Raw genomic sequence first — 18,538 nt, 5'->3', positions numbered from 1 at the left:
ATTATTTGATTTATGCCTAATATTAAACCTAGCGCAAACGGGCCGCGCACTTTTTCTCTACTGCGCCCAATAAAGTAGCCATTACTGCATCAATTTGGGGATCCTGCAATGTCTCATTAGGGTTTAAGAGGGTTACTCGAAAAGCCAAGCTCTTCTCATCATCTGCCATGCTGCTTGATCCAGCCTTAGGCTTGAATTCATCAAAGAGTTCAATATTGCGCACAAAATTTTGCTTACTTGCAGTCATTGCATCTAGCAATGACTGTGCAGATACGCTTTGCTTGACTACTAAGGCCAAATCACGCTGCACAGCAGGGAATTTACTCAACTCCTCAGGTACAGGGAGCCCAAGTTCGCGAATCGGATCTAAGTCTAATTCAAATAAAACTGGCGCTTGTGGCAACTCATACGCTTGCTGCAATCCTGGATGTAACTCTCCAATGAATCCTACTTCAATGCGATTCTTGGCTGTAGTCAAGAATATCTTCGCACTGCGACCCGGATGTAATGCTGGGTGCTGTGCAGCTTCAGTGACAAAATGCAGGGGATCTAAAACACGTTCCAGGTCACCCTTCACATCAAAGAAATCAACCGCACGGGTTGCATTAGCCCATTGCTCTGGAACAAAAGATCCATAAGCTAGGCCACCAATTTTCTGGGGCTGATGAAACCCGGCCACTTTGCCAGCTTCTTCTTGAGCATTCGCGTCACGCTTAAATACACGGCCAGTCTCAAACAGGCGTACACGCCCTGCTCCACGGTTCAAATTCGCCTTGAGGTTATTTAACAAACCACCCCAAAGCGTGCTGCGCATCACACCGTATTGACTAGCAATAGGATTTAGCACTTCAATGATGTCCTTTTCAGTGGCGCCAGTTAAACGCTTTTCACTTTCGAGATCTGTGAAACCAAAATTTACCGCCTCTTGATAACCTTGGAGAGCCAAACGCTGGCGCAATAAATGCACACCGCGTTTTGCTTCTGCTTTAGCACTCATCTTCAATGAGGCTACTGGCGGTTGATCGGGAATGTTTTCAAAGCCGTACATACGTGCGACTTCTTCAATTAAATCTTCTTCGATCTCAATATCGAAACGATAGCTTGGGGGTGTGACGACAAAAGTATCACCCTCTTGCTTAAACTGAAAACCAAGGCGCTGAAATACATCGGCAACCACTTCATTTGTCAGTGGAATACCAATTACTTTTTCTGCTCTAGCCAAACGCATTTTGACTGGATTACGTTCAGGCACATTTAAAACTTGATCATCCACTGGACCAGCTTGGCCACCGCAGACCTCAATAATTAAGGCGCTGAGATACTCTAGACAATTAACCGTATTTTGTGGATCTACACCGCGCTCAAAGCGATGAGCTGCATCGGTACTGAAATTAAAGCGACGCGCACGCCCCTGAATAGCTAATGGCACCCAATAAGCAGCCTCAACATAGATATTCTTGGTGTCATCAGATACGGCGCAATGATTGCCGCCCATAATTCCCGCAAGAGCTACCGGACCATTCTGATCAGCAACCACGCCAGCTTCCTGCATCTTGCCTGCAGAGTCGGGGCCCTGCAAAGTCACGGTCTGACCATTTAATAATTCAAGAGTTTCGCCTGCTTTAGCCCAACGAACAGTGATATCGCCAGTTAACTTATCAATATCAAATACGTGTGTTGGCTGACCCATTTCTAACATCACATAGTTAGAGAGATCTACTAATGCAGAAATACTTCTTTGACCTGCGCGGGATAAACGCTGCACAATCCACTCGGGTGTTTTAGCCTGAGGATTAACGCCACGAATCACACGACCAGCAAAACGTCCACAGAGCTGTTTATCTTCTACAGTAACTTTGCGCTTGTCTTCTATTGATACCGCTGGTGGAGTCCATTTAGGCGCGCAGAGCACAGCGCCAGTGATTGCAGAGACTTCTCTTGCCATACCCATTAATGAGAGGCAATCGGCTTTATTCGGGGTTAACTTAATAACAAAGATTTGATCATCAAGATCCAGATATTCACGAATATCTTTTCCAACTGGCGCATCGGCTGGCAACTCTAAGATGCCTTCGTGATCATCGCCGAGACCAATCTCACGGCCAGAGCACAACATGCCTTGGCTTTCAACACCGCGTAGCTTACCTACTTTGATCATGAATGGCTTACCGCCGGCTTCAGCGGGAGGCAATTCAGCGCCAACCATAGCGCACGGAATCTTGATCCCGGCACGCGCATTAGGCGCACCACAAACAATTTGTAACTCTTGACCAGTACCAGCGTCTACCTTACAAACACGTAAACGGTCTGCATCAGGATGCTGCTCTGCAGATAATATCTGCGCAATCACGATCTTAGTAAATGCAGGCGCTACTGAATGTTGCTCTTCAACCTCTAAACCAGCCATTGTCATTGCATGACCAAGCGCATCACTATTGAGTGATGGGTTTACATACTGACGAAGCCAAGATTCAGAAAATTGCATAGCGCGATCTAAGGTTAAGTAGTAATAATATTTTTATGCAGGGAACTGCGCTAAGAAACGCAGATCGTTTTCAAAGAAGAGGCGCAAGTCATCTACGCCGTAACGCAGCATTGTTAAGCGTTCTAGACCAGATCCAAATGCGAAGCCGGTATAGCGCTCTGGGTCGATACCCATATTACGTAAGACGTTTGGATGAACCTGCCCTGCTCCAGAGATCTCTAACCAACGGCCGGCAAGTTTGCCGCTACCGAAGGCCATATCAATCTCAGCCGATGGCTCAGTGAATGGGAAATATGAAGGTCGGAAACGAACCTTAAGCTCGTTTGTTTCAAAGAAGGTTCTTAAGAAATCTGTATATACGCCTTTGAGGTCTGCAAACGAAACACTCTCAGCAATCCACAAGCCTTCAACTTGATGGAACATTGGTGAATGGGTTGCGTCGCTATCAACACGATAGGTTCTGCCTGGCGCAATCACTTTGATTGGCGGCATTACATCTGCATTAGTGTACTTCTTAACATGCTCGCTCGCATAACGAACCTGAATGGGGCTGGTATGCGTACGCAATAGCAAGGGCTTCTCGTTAGAATCTTTGCCATCGATATAAAAGGTATCCTGCATTGAACGTGCAGGATGATTCTCAGGACTATTTAAGGCTGTGAAATTAAACCAATCGGTTTCAATCTCAGGACCATCTGCTACATCAAAACCTATTGAGCGGAAGATCTCTTCAACACGTTCCCAGGTGCGCATCACCGGATGCAAGCTACCTACTGCTTGACCACGGCCAGGCAAGGACACATCAATAGACTCCGCTGCAAGACGTTGCAACAAGATGGCATCAGCTAAAGCTTGACGACGCTCTTGTAATGCAGCTTCTACTTGGGTTTTGATTTGATTAATTTGGGCGCCAGCACTCTTACGTTCATCAGGCGACATTCCACCAAGCGCTTTTAAACGCTCAGTGAGAACACCTGACTTACCGAGATACTTGGCTTTCGCGTCCTCTAGAGCTGCCGCATCGGCAGCCCCGAGGAAATCACGTTTAGCATCCTCGACAATGTGGTCGAGAGAAACCATTGCAGCTTAGTTTAGAAAACTAAGATTAAGCTGCAGCGTTTACTACGGATTTGATCCGAGTAACCAAAGCAGCAAAAGCCGCTTTGTCAGCAATGGCCATATCAGAAAGTACTTTGCGGTCGAGTTCGATCGCAGCTTTCTTCATACCATTCATGAATACGCTATAGGTCATGTCATGTTGACGTACTGCCGCATTGATACGAGCAATCCACAATGCGCGGAATACACGTTTCTTATTGCGACGGTCACGATATGCATATTGACCAGCACGCATAACCGCTTGCTTAGCAATACGGAATACGTTCTTACGACGGCCACGGTAACCTGTAGCGGCATCGGTAATTTTCTTATGACGGGCTCTTGCTGTAACCCCACGTTTGACTCTTGGCATTTATTTCTCCTAATCTAGTCTGAGGTTAAGCGTATGGAAGCATGGAGCGAATTGACTTAACGTCAGCTTTCGCAACTTCGGTAGTACCACGTAGGTGACGCTTATTCTTTGTGGTCTTCTTGGTGAGGATGTGGCGTTTGAAAGCCTGTCCTCGTTTAATCGTTCCGCCTGCGCGAACCGTGAAGCGCTTTTTAGCGCTACTCTTGCTCTTCATCTTGGGCATAAAGCACCCCTTCAATTACTTGTGCAACATAGGTGGTAACCGACGGTTACTCTTCCTGTACCCAGAAGCACTTCAAACTACCGGCATCCTCAGTTATTCACCTCAGATACCTCCCTACATAAGAACCAGGTTTAGCCTGATTACTTAGCCTTACGAATGGGGGCCAATACCATCACCATCTGGCGGCCTTCCATCTTTGGAAACTGTTCGACTTGGCCGTATTCAACGAGATCCAACTTCAAACGTTCCAACATTCTGACTCCGATTTCTTGGTGGGCCATTTCACGACCCCGAAACCGCAGCGTAATCTTTGTCTTATCGCCATCTTCCAAAAAGCGGATTAGATTGCGTAGCTTCACACCGTAGTCACCATCATCAGTACCAGGGCGGAACTTCACTTCCTTCACCTGAATGACTTTTTGCTTCAGCTTAGCTTCATGCATCCGCTTGGCTTCTTGGTATTTGAATTTGCCGAAGTCCATGATGCGGACTACAGGTGGCACAGCCGTCGGAGCAATTTCAACCAAATCGGTCTCTTTCTCTTCCGCCAAAGCCAAGGCTTCACTCAACTTAACTACACCGATGGGCTCTCCATCAATTCCAATCAAACGCACTTCAGGAGCAGTAATTTCCCGGTTAATGCGCTGCAATTTTTCAGTAGCGATCTTCTTAATTCCTTTAAAAAAACAATAAAAACCGTTCTAACCCTAGCTAAGCTCGGGTCCGACTTTCTGGGATATATCCTGCTGGAGTCGGGCAACGAAGGCATCAAGAGGCATTACACCTAAATCCACTCCGCCACGGGCACGAACGGCCACCGTATTGCTTTCAGACTCTTTATCACCTACAACTAGCAAAAATGGAGTCTTCTGTAATGCGTGCTCGCGTATTTTATACGTAATTTTCTCGTTCCGCAAATCGGATTCCACTCTAAACCCTTGTTTTTTCAGCAATTGCTGCACTTGTTGTGCATATGCAGCAGAATTTCCGGAGATATTAAGGACTACAGCCTGGGTTGGAGCCAGCCAAACAGGCATGTTTCCAGCGTGGTTTTCGATCAAAATACCGATAAAACGCTCTAAAGAGCCCACAATCGCCCTATGGAGCATGACTGGAGTCTTACGGCTGTTATCTTCGGCCACATATTCCGCCCCGAGACGGGCTGGCATAGAAAAATCGACCTGAATCGTGCCGCACTGCCATGTCCGCCCAATAGAGTCTTTTAGGTGATATTCGATCTTGGGGCCATAAAAAGCGCCCTCACCCGGTAACTCTTCCCACTCTTGGCCGGAGGCTTTGAGGGCGCCACGGAGAGCCTCTTCCGCTTTATCCCAAATTGCATCATCACCAACACGCTTAGCAGGACGCAAAGCCAACTTCACCGCAACCTCAGTAAAACCAAAATCTTGGTACACAGCGCGTACTGCTTTATCGAACTGGGCCACTTCAGATTGAATCTGATCTTCGGTGCAGAAAATATGACCGTCATCTTGCGTAAAGCCACGCACACGCATCAAACCATGCAATGCTCCCGATGGTTCATTACGGTGACATTGACCAAACTCACCAAAACGTAATGGCAATTCGCGATAGCTATGTAAACCTGAGTTATAAATTTGTACGTGTCCAGGGCAGTTCATCGGCTTTAATGCATAAGCGCGATTCTCTGACTCGGTTGTGAACATATTTTCTTTATAGTTTTCCCAGTGCCCCGATTTTTCCCAAAGGGCGCGATCCAATATCTGCGGGGCTTTGACTTCTTGATAGCCTTCCTGCTGGTACACGCGACGCATGTACTGCTCAACTTCCTGCCAAATTGACCAGCCTTTTGGATGCCAGAAAATAAGGCCAGGCGCCTCTTCTTGAAAATGAAATAAATCGAGCTGTTTGCCTAAGCGGCGATGATCGCGCTTCTCAGACTCTTCAAGCATATGCAGATACGCATCTTGATCTTCTTTGCGCAGCCAAGCAGTACCGTAGATTCGCTGCAACATCTCATTCTTACTATCGCCACGCCAATAAGCACCAGCAAGCTTCATTAGCTTAAACACTTTTAATTTACCGGTGGATGGCACATGGGGTCCACGGCATAAATCGGTGAACTTACCTTCAGCATATAAAGAAACATCTTCGCCCTGCGGAATACTGGCAATCAATTCTGCTTTGTAGTTTTCGCCCTGCTTCTTGAAAAACTCAACCGCATCATCGCGCGCCATTACAGTGCGAGTAACAGGCTCATCTTTCTTAGCGAGCTCAGTCATTTTCTTTTCTAAAGCAACTAAGTCGTCTGGCGTAAATGGACGGTGATAAGAAAAGTCGTAGTAGAAACCGTTATCAATTACTGGGCCGATTGTGACTTGCGCTTCTGGAAATAATTCTTTCACAGCGTAGGCTAATAAGTGCGCTGTGGAGTGACGGACAATCTCTAAAGCCTCAGGACTTTTATCAGTGATGATGGCGAGCTGACTATCTTTATCAATCACAAAACTGGTATCGACCATCTTGCCATCAACAATGCCACCTAAGGCAGCTTTAGCGAGACCACTGCCGATGCTTTGGGCAACATCCGCTACACGAACGGGAGCTTCAAACTCTCGTTTTGATCCATCGGGCAGAGTAACTACTGGCATAACAACTCCATCTTATTAACTGAACTTCAGTTTCACTTCATTGACCTAAAAAGAAAGCGCGGTAGCTTTAGGGCATCCGCGCCTCTTGGGTGGCCTTTGGGCCTCCCTTTTTGGGTCATTATTCGTTGGTAGGCTCGATTGGACTCGAACCAACGACCCCCACCATGTCAAGGTGGTGCTCTAACCAGCTGAGCTACGAGCCTATACAGCCATAGAGTTTATCACCGGCGACGCACTTGGGTGACCCCTTTGACCTCTTCCAAGCTGTTTTGAACCACTCGTAACACTTCAGAATCCTTAACCTCAACCGTTAAAAGGATCTGAGTCAGGCCTTTTTTGGCGGATTTACGCAAATCAGTCACATGCACCCCTTGGCGAGTCAGAATCTCAAATAACTCTCTCATGAGTTCAGGTCGATCAAGGCCGGTTACCACCAAATCGGCTGGGAATACCCTTTTTTGTTCAGAACTGACTATTGGATTTGCCGCAGAAGCAGTCCATGCGGTTTGAATCACACGCTCAGGCGCGCGATCGAGAAGGCCTCTGAATGTTTTACAGGATCGGCGATGAATCGATACACCCCTACCTTGCGTTACAAAGCCCGCAATCGAATCTGGTGGAACAGGTCTGCAACAACGCGCTAGTTGAGTCAATAAAGAATCAACCCCAACAACCAAGACATCACCACCCTGACCTGTTTTGCGACTACTGTCACGCAATATGATCTCTGGGTTTATTGGTTTAGCCTCAGCACTGATCTCTGGCTTAGCCTCTGGAGTTTTTACAACTTGCCCCGTCTCTTCATCATCAAGCGCATTAAACCAAGCGCGCACTCGTTGACGCGCTCGTTGTGAGCGCAAATAATTTTTATCCGGACTAATCCAATCCCGTGATGGCCCGCCATGCTTGACAGCGATAATTTCAACGGTTTGCCCATTTTGCAAAGCCGTCTCAAGCGGAACCATGGCGCCATCAACACGCGCACCACGACAGCGATGACCGAGGTTGGTATGCACTGCATAAGCAAAATCAATGGGCGTCGATCCCTTCTCTAAAGAGATCACTTTCCCCAAAGGGGTAAGGACATAGATGTGGTCATCAATCTCATGGTGCTTGAGTTGTTCCCAGGCATCCTCTTTCCAGGAGATCAGTTGCCTCGCCCAAGCTATCTGGCGCTCGTAAGCTACTTCAGCGCTATGAGTACCCTGCTGATGACCAACGCTTGGCTTATTGGATTTGGCTGGATTGGGTGGCGTGGCCATGCCAAGATAAGCGCCCTCTTTATAGCGCCAGTGTGCAGCTAAACCATACTCAGCTTGTTGATGCATTTCATGGGTACGTACTTGAATTTCAAATGCCGTGCCGTCTTCATTCATAACAACGGTATGAAGCGATTGATATCCGTTAGGTTTAGGTCTTGCAATGTAATCATCAAACTCACGTGGGACCGGCTGCCACACGTTATGGACGATTCCCAATACGGCATAACAAGTTTTAACGTCCTCCACCAAAACCCGAAATGCTCTTACGTCATACAAGTTAGCAAAGTCGAGGGACTTACCCTGCATCTTTTTCCAGATGCTATAGATATGCTTTGGTCGTCCTAATACGTCACCACCAATATGTGCCGTCTTTAATTCTGCTTCGAGCTCTCGAACGATGCGCTCAATAAAAGCTTGGCGCTCAATACGCTTGGCATCGAGCATCTGCGCAATATCGCGATAAAGCACTGGCGACAGTACCCGAAAGGCTAAATCCTCCATCTCCCACTTCATCTGCCAGATGCCCAGGCGATTAGCCAAAGAGGCATCGATATCCAGAATCTCTTGAGCCCATGCTGCGGGCATCTCCATTTTTTCTTGGGTCACCCAACGCAAGGTTTGCAGACGTGATGCCAGATAAATCAGAACAACACGCAGGTCATCACCAAACGCTAAGAGCATCTTACGCAGCATCTCTTCTTGACCAGATACGCTCAGACCTCCATCCTCGCGCACCAGCTTTGCTTGAGCTTGTCTTAAGCCGCGATAACCAATTAAAAGCTTGGCTGGCTCTTCATCAATGAGTTTAATCAGAGCTTCTTTGCCATGTGTTCGAGCGATATTCTTAGCGGCAACTAAAGTGGCTTCATCCAGATTAAGAGATTGCAGAACCTGAGCAACCCCGGCAGCGTGTAACTCAGCTGATTCGCCATACCAAGCATCCGCAAAGATCGCGGGTTTTTCTAACGCTGCTGATTTGCTAGGAGTATTTGCCATTGGCAAAATTTACTTATGAAATTAACTAAAGAATTCTTTTGCTAAAGCGATTTGCTCTGGTTTCACAAATGCAGGTGCATGCCCTACGTTCGGAATTTCAATGCTACGTGCATAAGGATTGACTTTGCACATCTCCGCTACTGTTGCTGCAGACAATAAATCTGAATCACCTCCGCGCACAATCAGCATGGGAATATGAATTTGTTTAAAGGCATGCCACATCGCCATCTCACAGGCCTTAGCCATGATGGGGTTAACAGCAGCAAATGGCACTGAGATATTCGGGTCGTAATGCATGACCCACGCTCCATCACGCTGAACTAACATGGGACCGTTATAAATTTCCCACTCCTCGGGGGTATGTTCCCCAAAGGTAGCGCAAATTTGATTAAGGCGAGTAAGTGCATCAGCTCGATTGGCAAAGGTAAAGGGTTGGCCTACATAAGAGCCTAAGCGCTTGATTGCTTCAGGCTCAATTGTTGGACCCACATCATTAATCAGCATTCTGCGAATGGGAGAATTTGGCATAGCTGCATAGACCATACCAATCAATCCACCCATCGAGGTGCCAAACCAGTCAATCTGCGACACCCCCAACTGTTTTACAAGCCCTGCAATATCCGCAACGTATTGTGGAACGGCATACTGCATTGGATTGCTCAAGCGATCAGAATCTCCCCGACCCACTACGTCTGGACATACAACGTAATAATCTTTACACAAGGCTTTTGCCAGAGTCATGAAATCGCTGCCTCGACGGGTTAAACCATGAACACAGAACAATACTTTTGCATTATTAGGATTACCCCAGGCGTGATAGGCCATCCGATGCACAGTCTTGCCACTCGAGCATTGCACATAAAACGTATCACCATCATGCATCACATCGGCAGGCCCTACATCATCACAAGACTCATTATGTTCATGTGCGTCGCCAACCTCTTCTGGCTGTAAAGTAACATGATCAATTCCATGCTTATCAAGCAGCATGCTATTGATCTTGGCCATGATTCCTGGCCATTCTTGAATATCCGCAATTTCAATATGGCCGATTAATGCAGGAAAACTCGGTGTCATCTCCCAGACATGCAGATCATGAACTGCTAAAACACCTGGAATGCTTTTGAGATCTTTACCCACTTCTAAATAATCAATATGGAGTGGGACGCCTTCCATCAAAAAGTGATAGGACTCATGCAGGATCGAGATTGTCGACTTCAGGATGAGCAAAGAGACCAAAATAGAAAGGATGGCATCGATTGGCATCCAGCCAGTAAGCTGAATCACCACACCCGCAATCAAAGCAGCAACTGATCCCAATAAGTCACCCATCACATGCACTAAGGCTGCACGGGTATTGACGCTCTTCTTATCACGTGAGAGCACATAGGCAACTACGATGTTCATTAACAGACCAATCGCCGCTACGATGGTGACAGTGAGGCCATCTACTTTGTGCGGATTAGCAAAGCGGCTTATAGCCTCAATCACAATCCACAACACCAGCCCAAGCATTGCAATACTATTGACAAATGCCGCCAACGCTTCAGCTCTTCCGAATCCAAATGAATGTTTTGGTGATGGTGGGCGGCGAGAAATAATTTGCGCTAAGAGTGCCAATCCAAGTGCTGCAGCATCAGTGATCATATGACCAGCATCGGAGATCAACGCTAAGGAATTAGCGAAGTAGGCTGCCGCACCTTCAACCCCAGAAAATCCTAGGGTGAGCACTAATGCAATTAATAGCAAGTTCTGATTTGAGACTTCTTTACTATGGGAGTGCTTTGCATCCCCTTTTTTGTGGGCATGCAGTGAATGATCTGCTCCAGAGTGATTCTGGGGCTTTGATGGCTTTGAATGAGAATGGAAATGATGGGAGCCCGACATGGTGAACCCATTATTCCATTAATTGATGACGCTGGTTAGAAACCCGTTGTATCAACAGGGGCACCTGTTTTGGCAATCACTTCTTCTTTGCTTACACCAGGAGCTAATTCGACCAACTTCAAGCCCTTAGGAGTGATGTCAAGAACGCAAAGATCAGTAATGATCTGACTAATGACACCTACACCAGTGAGTGGCAATGTGCACTTAGGCAAAATTTTGAGCTCTTCTGTGCCATCTTTTTTCTTGGCTACATGCTCCATCAATACCACGACGTGTTTTACACCAGCAACCAAATCCATTGCACCGCCCATACCCTTCACCATTTTTCCTGGAATCATCCAGTTGGCTAGGTCACCATGTTCGCTCACTTGCATTGCGCCCAAAATAGCAATGTTGATTTTTCCACCGCGAATCATTCCAAAAGAATCGGCAGATGAAAAAATGGAAGAGCCAGGCAATGTTGTGATGGTTTGTTTGCCAGCATTAATTAAGTCGGCATCAATGGTTTCTTCGGTGGGAAATGGGCCAATGCCCAGCAAACCATTTTCAGACTGAAGCCACACTTCCATATCTTTTGGTACATGGTTGGCCACCAAAGTAGGCATACCAATACCAAGATTGACGTAATAGCCATCTTTTAATTCTTTAGCAGCACGTGCTGCCATCTCATCTCTTGTCCAAGGCATCTCGATCTTCCTAAATTAAGCTTTTGCAGTCAAAGTGCGCTGTTCAATGCGCTTCTCTGGCGTTTTGTGAAGCACCAGGCGATGTACATAAATGCCCGGAGTGTGAATTTCATCTGGATGGAGTTGACCGTTTTCCACAATCTCTTCCACCTCGGCAACTGTAATCTTGCCAGCCATTGCCACAACAGGATTGAAGTTACGTGCAGTGTAGCGATAGACTAAGTTTCCTGACTTATCTGCTTTCCATGCCTTCACCAAAGAAATATCAGAGACAATAGAACGCTCCATGATGTATTTTTCACCATCAAACTCTTTTACTTCTTTGCCTTCAGCTACCAATGTTCCAACACCAGTCTTGGTATAGAACGCAGGAATACCGCAGCCACCAGCGCGTAATTTTTCAGCTAAGGTGCCTTGTGGTGTGAATTCCAATTCCAACTCACCTGCTAAAAACTGGCGCTCAAATTCTTTGTTCTCACCTACATAAGAGGCAATCATCTTTTTGACTTGACGGGAATTCAATAAAAGGCCCAAGCCAAATCCATCTACACCAGCGTTATTCGCAATAGCAGTCAAATTCTGTGCGCCGAGATCTTTCACCGCCTGAATGAGCGCCTCAGGAATACCACACAGACCAAAACCGCCGACAGCCAGTTTTTGTCCATCTTTTAAGATGTCCCGCAGGGCATCGACTGCCGATGGGTAAGTTTTATTCATAACTTTTGTCCTAAGATTGCCAAAAAAGGTAAAAAAGTAATCATAACGCCTTAGATCCTATAGCCTAGGGTGTCTCGGCACTAAATTGGTTTTTGGCAGTTAGAACTAAACTATCAAGGCTGAAATACCCTCTTTTTTAAGAAATCTCGGAGAAATTGCATGAATCAGGAGCAGCTACTAGAACAATTTGGACCCAGGGAATCCATGGATTACGACCTGGTCATTGTTGGGGGCGGACCTGCTGGCCTCGCTGCTGCCATCAAAGCCAAACAACTTGCTCATGATTCAGGCAAAGAAATCAGCGTTTGTGTTTTAGAAAAGGGTTCAGAAATCGGCGCCCATATTCTGTCTGGCGCTGTCATGGACCCTAAAGCACTCACCGAGCTTTTTCCGAACTGGCAAGAAATGGGTGCACCACTGAATACTGAAGTGACACAAGATCAATTTCTGTTTTTAACTTCCGATAATTCGTATCAAGTTCCTAATTTGATGCTGCCACACTGTTTTAAGAATGAAGGCAACTTTATTGTGAGCTTGGCCAATGTGACTCGTTGGTTGGGCGAACAAGCTGAAGCACTTGGAGTAGAAATTTTTCCAGGCTTCCCTGCGGCAGATATTTTGTATAACGAGCAAGGCGTAGTTAGCGGAGTTATTACTGGGTCTATGGGCCTGGATAAAGAAGGGAATCCTACCGATCAATTTCAATTGGGTATGGAGTTGCGCGGTAAATACACACTCTTTGCCGAAGGATCTCGCGGATATCTAGGTAAGCAGCTCATTGCTAAGTTTGACTTAGATAAAGATGCCGATCCACAAAGTTACGCTATTGGGATCAAAGAGTTGTGGGAGGTAGAGCCTTCTAAGAGTAAGCCTGGCCTGGTGGTTCATACCGCTGGTTGGCCCTTAGAGAGCGATACTTATGGCGGCTCATTCCTGTATCACCTTGGCGATAACAAGGTTGCGGTGGGCTTGGTTGTTGGACTGTCCTATAAGAATCCCTACCTTTCTCCTTTTGAAGAATTCCAACGCTATAAGTTGCACCCAAAAATTCGTGAAACTTTTGAAGGTGGCAAACGTATTGCATATGGTGCACGTGCGCTCACCGCGGGCGGATTAAATAGTCTTCCAAAAATGGTGTTTCCAGGGGGCGCATTGATTGGTTGTGATGCAGGATTCTTAAATGCTTCACGTATTAAAGGCAGTCATGCCGCCATTAAAACTGGCATGCTAGCTGCAGAAGCAGCAGTATCCGCCCTCAATGACAATCGCTCTGCCGATGTCTTGGCCGGCTACCCAACTGCTTTCCAAAATAGCTGGTTACATACTGAACTAAATCAAGCACGTAATTTCAAGCCGTGGATGTCTAAAGGTTTATATATCGGCACCCTGATGGTTGGATTGGAGCAAAAGGTATTGGGTGGCAATATGCCTTGGACAGTACATCTCAAGCATGCTGATCACGAGTGCCTGGAGCCCGCAGCCCAGCACAAACCGATTAACTATCCCAAACCCGACGGCAAGATCAGCTTTGATCGCCTATCTTCCGTGTTTATCTCTAATACGAACCATGCCGAGAATCAACCGATTCATCTCACTTTAAAAGATGTGGCAATCCCAGTTAGCTTGAATCTCAAAACCTATGCAGGGCCTGAGCAACGCTACTGCCCTGCTGGTGTTTATGAGTACGTTGAAGCGGATGGTCAGCCACGTTTACAAATCAATTCACAAAACTGCGTCCATTGCAAAACCTGCGACATTAAAGATCCAAGCCAGAATATTGTTTGGGTGACACCTGAAGGCGGCGGTGGCCCCAACTATGGAGCAATGTAAGCCATGATGATGCTACACACAATGTTGCGCGTTGGAGATCTCCAGCGCTCGATTGATTTCTACACCAAAGTGCTCGGTATGAATCTTTTGCGCACTACTGAGCGCCCAGAGCAAAAATATTCCTTAGCCTTTGTTGGCTTTGGCAAAGGTAATGCCGATGGGCAAGCAGAGATTGAGTTGACCTATAACCATGGAGTTCATTCTTACGATTTAGGTACTGCCTATGGTCATATCGCCATCGGCGTTTCTGATGCTTATGCGGCATGCGACAAAATTAATGCATCCGGCGGAAATGTCACGCGTGAAGCAGGCCCGGTTGCGGGTGGCGACACCATCATTGCCTTTGTGACCGACCCAGACGGTTACAAAATTGAATTAATTCAGCGCTAAAGTGACAAGCTCAGATACATTCCATCTAGAAATTCTCGATAGCCTATCGGATGTATCTGCTTCAGACTGGAATACCCTGCTCACCTGTGACGCCGGCCCTTTTCTCACATATGAGTTCTTAAGCTCTCTTGAGGAGACCGGGTGTGTTGGCGGCAATACAGGATGGCAAGTGGCCCATCTTGTTTTAAGGCAAGGCAAGCAGTTGGTTGGTGCAATGCCTTTGTACTTAAAAAAACATTCCTATGGTGAGTTTGTCTTTGACTGGTCTTGGGCACAAGCCTACGAGCAGCAAGGCATGAATTATTATCCAAAGATACTATGCGCCATTCCGTTTACGCCTGTGCAGGGTTCGCGTATTTTGAGCGCACCACAATGCAATGCGCTCGAGATTCAGAAAGCACTCCTCAGCGGACTGAAATCCTTGATGATAGATAACGATCTCTCTTCTGCACATATCTTGTTTCCCATAACGGATGAAGCAGAATTTCTCAGGGAACAAGGCCTATTGCTAAGAGATTCTGTGCAGTTTCATTGGCACAACCAAAATTTTCAGAGCTTTGAACAGTTTCTATCAATATTAACGATGAAGCGTCGCAAGAATATTCGTCGTGAACGAGAACAGGTTGCAAGGGAAGCAATTTCATTTAGGCATGTTCCTGGAGAAGACTCCAAAGATCAGGATTGGGAATTCTTTTTCGATTGCTATCAAAATACCTACCTAGAGCATCAATCAAGTCCATATCTCAATGACTCATTCTTCAAACTATTGGCCAAACGAATCCCAAACAATTTGCACCTCATTATTGCTGAGCGTAACGGGATATCTATTGCCGCCTCCCTACTGTTGGTGGATAAACAATCATCTAAGGTTTATGGCAGATATTGGGGTGCGCTTGAACATGTGCCCTGTTTACACTTTGAAACCGCTTACTACCAAGCGATTGAATACTGCATTAAAGAAGGCATTCAAACCTTTGAAGGCGGTGCGCAAGGTGAACACAAAATGGCGCGAGGATTCTTGCCAACCACAATCCGATCGGCCCATTTAATTAAAGACCCTAGGTTTTCAAAGGCGATTGCTCATTTCCTGGAACGTGAGCACCAAGGCATTGGGGCTTATGTTGATGAGCTCGCCGAGCATAGTCCGCTGAAATCGACTAAAGTACTCCCATGAATTCTGGAAGCAATAACAATCAAGCATCACAAGACGGCTCACATTCACTCTCTACTGGAGATGACGAATCTGATTCTCCTTGTATCGGCGTCTGCACGACTCTATACGATGAGATTTGCCAAGGTTGTGGCCGCACTTTAAATGAGGTGAGTAATTGGGTCTTTTTCTCGGATGAAGAAAAGGCTTCTGTTTGGAAGCGTATTCGCGAGGATGGAACGGCAACCCGTTTTCAGCGACAAGCTAAAGAAAATAAGCCCATTTGATGGGCTTATTTTTTAACTCACTTCACTGCATTAACTGATTTATCCAGCCAAAGCCTGGCTTCTTAAGTATTCCTCATAAGTTCCAGAATAATCAACGATAGTGCCATCCATCTTAACTTCCAAGATGCGATTAGCCAAAGCAGAAACAAACTCACGGTCGTGAGAAACAAAGATGAGAGTGCCGTCAAACTTTTCAAGAGCGATTTGCAAGCTCTCAATCGACTCCATATCCATGTGATTGGTTGGCTCGTCCATTGCTAGGACGTTATATTTCTGGAGCATTAACTTGCCCCAAATCATGCGACCCTTTTCACCACCGGAGAGAACCTTAACAGACTTACCAATGTCATCACCGGAGAACAAAAGGCGTCCTAAGGTACCGCGGATTACTTGATCGTCATCGCCAGTGTTGCGCCAGTTATTCATCCAATCCATGAGCAATTCGTCTTTTGCAAACATCTCAGTATTGTCTTGTGGCATAACACCAACGTTAGCATTCTCAGCCCACTTCACATCGCCACTATCAGCAGCGATACCGTCAAAACGCTTACTCAGAATCGTTTTTAGAAGTGTTGTCTTACCAGCACCGTTCTGACCAATAATGGCAATTTTTTCACCAGCACGAACACCGAGCTTGAAGTTTTTAAAGATCACACGGTCATAGGCTTTGGTAAGCGCATTGCACTCTACTGCCATGTTATGCAATTTTTTCTCAGTATCAAAACGAATAAATGGGTTTTGACGTGATGAAGGTTTTACCTCTACGATTTCAATCTTCTCTAACTGACGTTGACGTGAAGTTGCTTGACGCGCCTTGGAAGCATTTGCCGAGAAGCGGGCTACGAAAGCAGCCAATTCAGCAATTTTTTCTTTGGCCTTCACATTAGAACTAAGTTGTTGCGTTCTTGCCTGTACAGAGGCAAGCATGTAGGAGTCGTAGTTGCCTGGATAGACCTTCAGTGTTCCGTAGTCCATATCAGCCATATGCGTACAGACTTCATTCAAGAAGTGGCGATCATGGGAAATGATGATGATAGTGCTTTTAATCTGATTCAGAATGTCTTCTAACCAATGGATAGAGTGAATATCCAAGTTATTGGTTGGCTCGTCTAAGAGCAAAACATCTGGATCTGAAAATAAGGCTTGAGCAAGCAATACACGGAGCTTCCAACCAGGAGCAACATTGCTCATTAGTCCATTGTGTTGTTCGATTGGAATACCAATTCCTAATAACAACTCGCCTGCTTTTGCTTCTGCGGTGTAGCCACCGTACTCGGCATACTTACCTTCGAGCTCTGCAGCCTTCATATAGTCTTCGTCAGTCGCTTCTGGATTTGCATAGATCGCATCGCGCTCAGCAGCAGCTTTCCACATTTCTTCGTGACCCATCATCACCACATCCAGAACACGCACATCTTCGTATGCGAATTGATCTTGACGCAATTTACCTAGACGAACGCCTGGGTCTAGACTGATGTTGCCGCTGGTGGGCTCTAATTCGCCACCCAGAATTTTCATGAAGGTAGATTTACCGCAACCGTTTGCTCCAATGAGGCCATAACGATTACCGCCACCAAACTTCACGGAGATATTTTCAAACAGAGGCTTTGCCCCAAACTGCATGGTGATATTAGATGCGGACAGCACGGATGTTTTCTAGCTTTCTGAAATTCAATTCAATAGATACCCCCTAGACTGGGGGCAAAGACCGTTATTTTAACGGTTTAGGGCGGGGAAAGCCTGAAATTAGGAACTGATTAGAGTTTGACCCGAAATGGCGTGAAATTCGTATGAATATCGTAATAATCCTCATTTTCTTTACGCTTGAGGAAATTCACAACCCAGTAGGTCAAAGGCGTAGCTAGGATCTCCCAGGCTGTTTTCAGGGCGTATTGAGCTAAAGCCACCTGAATAACCTCATGGGTAGGCCATAGACCGTAGAAAGCGAGCATATAAAAGAATGAGGAGTCCACCAACTCCCCTACTGCGGTTGATCCAATAGTGCGCATCCATAAGAAGCGGCCTTGAGTCCATATCTTCATCTTCGCCAATACAAAGCTATTGGCAAAACTGCCGCACCAGAAAGAAAACATTGAGGCCAGGGCAATACGCCAAGAGTTTCCAAAAACAGTCTCTAAGCCTTGTTGATAGTTCGCCATATAGGCCCCAGGCGCAACCGGCAAGGCAATCACAATTTGTGCCATGATGGCCGCAAATGCCAAGGCTGCAAAACCAGCCCATACGGCTCGACGGTCATACGCGTAGCCATAGACCTCAGTCAGGATGTCGCCAAAGAAATAAGAGATGGGAAAGAACAAGATACCGCCACCAAAAGGTACCCGTCCAAAATAAGGCAGGTCGACTACGGCAGCCTTCCCTGCCCCAATAAAGTTCGAGCACAGGAGAACAACCACAAAGGCAGCCAGAATCAGGTCGTAATAGCGATGGTGACGTCTTGGTGAGTCCATAAGTCTAGAAAAATGGATAATAGAAAGAAGAATATCTGCATTCCTGAAATTACGCA

The 18,538-nt window shown here is 46.4% G+C and carries 16 protein-coding genes and 1 tRNA gene; 4 read left to right on the top strand and 13 right to left on the bottom strand.

Features of this window, described 5'->3' with window-relative positions:
* Nucleotides 1–28: 28 nt before the first annotated feature.
* The 11 genes from pheT to AOC28_RS01775 form a co-directional block, all read right to left on the bottom strand.
* A complete protein-coding gene (gene pheT, locus AOC28_RS01825; RefSeq protein ID WP_072582282.1) occupies nucleotides 29–2,485 on the bottom strand; it encodes a phenylalanine--tRNA ligase subunit beta in 2,457 nt (818 codons plus the stop codon).
* Between the two features lie 33 nt (nucleotides 2,486–2,518).
* The gene (pheS, locus tag AOC28_RS01820; RefSeq protein WP_072582281.1) at nucleotides 2,519–3,565 is read right to left on the bottom strand and encodes a phenylalanine--tRNA ligase subunit alpha; all 1,047 of its coding nucleotides are present in this window, start codon (nucleotides 3,563–3,565) and stop codon (nucleotides 2,519–2,521) included.
* 25 nt (nucleotides 3,566–3,590) lie between these two features.
* On the bottom strand, nucleotides 3,591–3,956 hold the full coding sequence (gene rplT, locus AOC28_RS01815) for a 50S ribosomal protein L20 (RefSeq protein ID WP_011902675.1): 366 nt from the start codon (nucleotides 3,954–3,956) through the stop codon (nucleotides 3,591–3,593).
* A gap of 25 nt (nucleotides 3,957–3,981) precedes the next feature.
* Nucleotides 3,982–4,179, bottom strand: coding sequence for a 50S ribosomal protein L35 (rpmI, locus tag AOC28_RS01810; protein ID WP_046330084.1), 198 nt, complete (start codon nucleotides 4,177–4,179; stop codon nucleotides 3,982–3,984).
* Nucleotides 4,180–4,319: 140 nt separating this feature from the next.
* Entirely contained in the window at nucleotides 4,320–4,844 is a 525-nt protein-coding gene (gene infC / locus AOC28_RS01805) for a translation initiation factor IF-3 (protein WP_174249837.1), read from the bottom strand.
* Nucleotides 4,845–4,886: 42 nt separating this feature from the next.
* The gene (thrS, locus tag AOC28_RS01800) at nucleotides 4,887–6,809 is read right to left on the bottom strand and encodes a threonine--tRNA ligase (RefSeq protein WP_072582280.1); all 1,923 of its coding nucleotides are present in this window, start codon (nucleotides 6,807–6,809) and stop codon (nucleotides 4,887–4,889) included.
* Nucleotides 6,810–6,935: 126 nt separating this feature from the next.
* Nucleotides 6,936–7,012, bottom strand: a tRNA-Val gene (locus tag AOC28_RS01795).
* Between the two features lie 18 nt (nucleotides 7,013–7,030).
* Nucleotides 7,031–9,067 carry an HD domain-containing protein gene (locus AOC28_RS01790; protein WP_072582279.1) on the bottom strand — a complete coding sequence of 679 codons (2,037 nt, stop codon included), beginning with the start codon at nucleotides 9,065–9,067 and terminating at the stop codon, nucleotides 7,031–7,033.
* A 21-nt stretch (nucleotides 9,068–9,088) separates the two neighbouring features.
* Nucleotides 9,089–10,954, bottom strand: a complete 1,866-nt coding sequence (locus tag AOC28_RS11640) for an alpha/beta fold hydrolase (protein ID WP_072582278.1) — start codon at nucleotides 10,952–10,954, stop codon at nucleotides 9,089–9,091.
* Between the two features lie 35 nt (nucleotides 10,955–10,989).
* Entirely contained in the window at nucleotides 10,990–11,640 is a 651-nt protein-coding gene (locus tag AOC28_RS01780) for a CoA transferase subunit B (protein WP_072582277.1), read from the bottom strand.
* Nucleotides 11,641–11,655: 15 nt separating this feature from the next.
* On the bottom strand, nucleotides 11,656–12,357 hold the full coding sequence (locus AOC28_RS01775; RefSeq protein WP_071465615.1) for a CoA transferase subunit A: 702 nt from the start codon (nucleotides 12,355–12,357) through the stop codon (nucleotides 11,656–11,658).
* Between the two features lie 159 nt (nucleotides 12,358–12,516).
* On the opposite strand from AOC28_RS01775, the gene AOC28_RS01770 reads away from it, so the two are divergent.
* The 4 genes from AOC28_RS01770 to AOC28_RS01755 are packed head-to-tail and all read left to right on the top strand — an operon-like array spanning nucleotide 12,517 to nucleotide 16,014.
* Nucleotides 12,517–14,187: an electron transfer flavoprotein-ubiquinone oxidoreductase gene (locus AOC28_RS01770; RefSeq protein WP_072582276.1), complete on the top strand. Its 1,671-nt coding sequence runs from the start codon at nucleotides 12,517–12,519 to the stop codon at nucleotides 14,185–14,187.
* Nucleotides 14,188–14,190: 3 nt separating this feature from the next.
* Complete coding sequence (gloA, locus tag AOC28_RS01765; protein WP_072582275.1) at nucleotides 14,191–14,577, top strand: lactoylglutathione lyase; 387 nt, start codon at nucleotides 14,191–14,193, stop codon at nucleotides 14,575–14,577.
* Nucleotide 14,578: 1 nt separating this feature from the next.
* On the top strand, nucleotides 14,579–15,751 hold the full coding sequence (locus AOC28_RS01760) for a GNAT family N-acetyltransferase (RefSeq protein ID WP_072582274.1): 1,173 nt from the start codon (nucleotides 14,579–14,581) through the stop codon (nucleotides 15,749–15,751).
* On the top strand, nucleotides 15,748–16,014 hold the full coding sequence (locus tag AOC28_RS01755; protein ID WP_192846840.1) for a DUF1289 domain-containing protein: 267 nt from the start codon (nucleotides 15,748–15,750) through the stop codon (nucleotides 16,012–16,014). The genes AOC28_RS01760 and AOC28_RS01755 overlap by 4 nt, the downstream gene beginning before the upstream one ends.
* Nucleotides 16,015–16,053: 39 nt before the next feature.
* Here the strand turns inward: AOC28_RS01755 and AOC28_RS01750 are convergent, their stop codons facing one another.
* Complete coding sequence (locus tag AOC28_RS01750) at nucleotides 16,054–17,661, bottom strand: ABC-F family ATPase (RefSeq protein WP_072582273.1); 1,608 nt, start codon at nucleotides 17,659–17,661, stop codon at nucleotides 16,054–16,056.
* Between the two features lie 110 nt (nucleotides 17,662–17,771).
* Nucleotides 17,772–18,482, bottom strand: coding sequence for a queuosine precursor transporter (locus tag AOC28_RS01745; RefSeq protein ID WP_072582548.1), 711 nt, complete (start codon nucleotides 18,480–18,482; stop codon nucleotides 17,772–17,774).
* Nucleotides 18,483–18,538: the final 56 nt, after the last annotated feature.

The sequence above is a fragment of the Polynucleobacter sp. MWH-Adler-W8 genome (assembly GCF_001889925.1).
GTDB lineage: Bacteria > Pseudomonadota > Gammaproteobacteria > Burkholderiales > Burkholderiaceae > Polynucleobacter.
This window is presented reverse-complemented; position numbering and strand designations above follow the sequence as displayed.

Bases quoted from the DNA above. Each gene is read 5' to 3' on its own strand.
- pheT (WP_072582282.1), bottom strand. From the start codon at position 2,485: ATGCAATTTTCTGAATCTTGGCTTCGTCAGTATGTAAACCCATCACTC.
- pheS (WP_072582281.1), bottom strand. From the start codon at position 3,565: ATGGTTTCTCTCGACCACATTGTCGAGGATGCTAAACGTGATTTCCTC.
- rplT (WP_011902675.1), bottom strand. From the start codon at position 3,956: ATGCCAAGAGTCAAACGTGGGGTTACAGCAAGAGCCCGTCATAAGAAA.
- rpmI (WP_046330084.1), bottom strand. From the start codon at position 4,179: ATGCCCAAGATGAAGAGCAAGAGTAGCGCTAAAAAGCGCTTCACGGTT.
- thrS (WP_072582280.1), bottom strand. From the start codon at position 6,809: ATGCCAGTAGTTACTCTGCCCGATGGATCAAAACGAGAGTTTGAAGCT.
- AOC28_RS01790 (WP_072582279.1), bottom strand. From the start codon at position 9,067: ATGGCAAATACTCCTAGCAAATCAGCAGCGTTAGAAAAACCCGCGATC.
- AOC28_RS11640 (WP_072582278.1), bottom strand. From the start codon at position 10,954: ATGTCGGGCTCCCATCATTTCCATTCTCATTCAAAGCCATCAAAGCCC.
- AOC28_RS01780 (WP_072582277.1), bottom strand. From the start codon at position 11,640: ATGCCTTGGACAAGAGATGAGATGGCAGCACGTGCTGCTAAAGAATTA.
- AOC28_RS01775 (WP_071465615.1), bottom strand. From the start codon at position 12,357: ATGAATAAAACTTACCCATCGGCAGTCGATGCCCTGCGGGACATCTTA.
- AOC28_RS01770 (WP_072582276.1), top strand. From the start codon at position 12,517: ATGAATCAGGAGCAGCTACTAGAACAATTTGGACCCAGGGAATCCATG.
- gloA (WP_072582275.1), top strand. From the start codon at position 14,191: ATGATGATGCTACACACAATGTTGCGCGTTGGAGATCTCCAGCGCTCG.
- AOC28_RS01755 (WP_192846840.1), top strand. From the start codon at position 15,748: ATGAATTCTGGAAGCAATAACAATCAAGCATCACAAGACGGCTCACAT.
- AOC28_RS01745 (WP_072582548.1), bottom strand. From the start codon at position 18,482: ATGGACTCACCAAGACGTCACCATCGCTATTACGACCTGATTCTGGCT.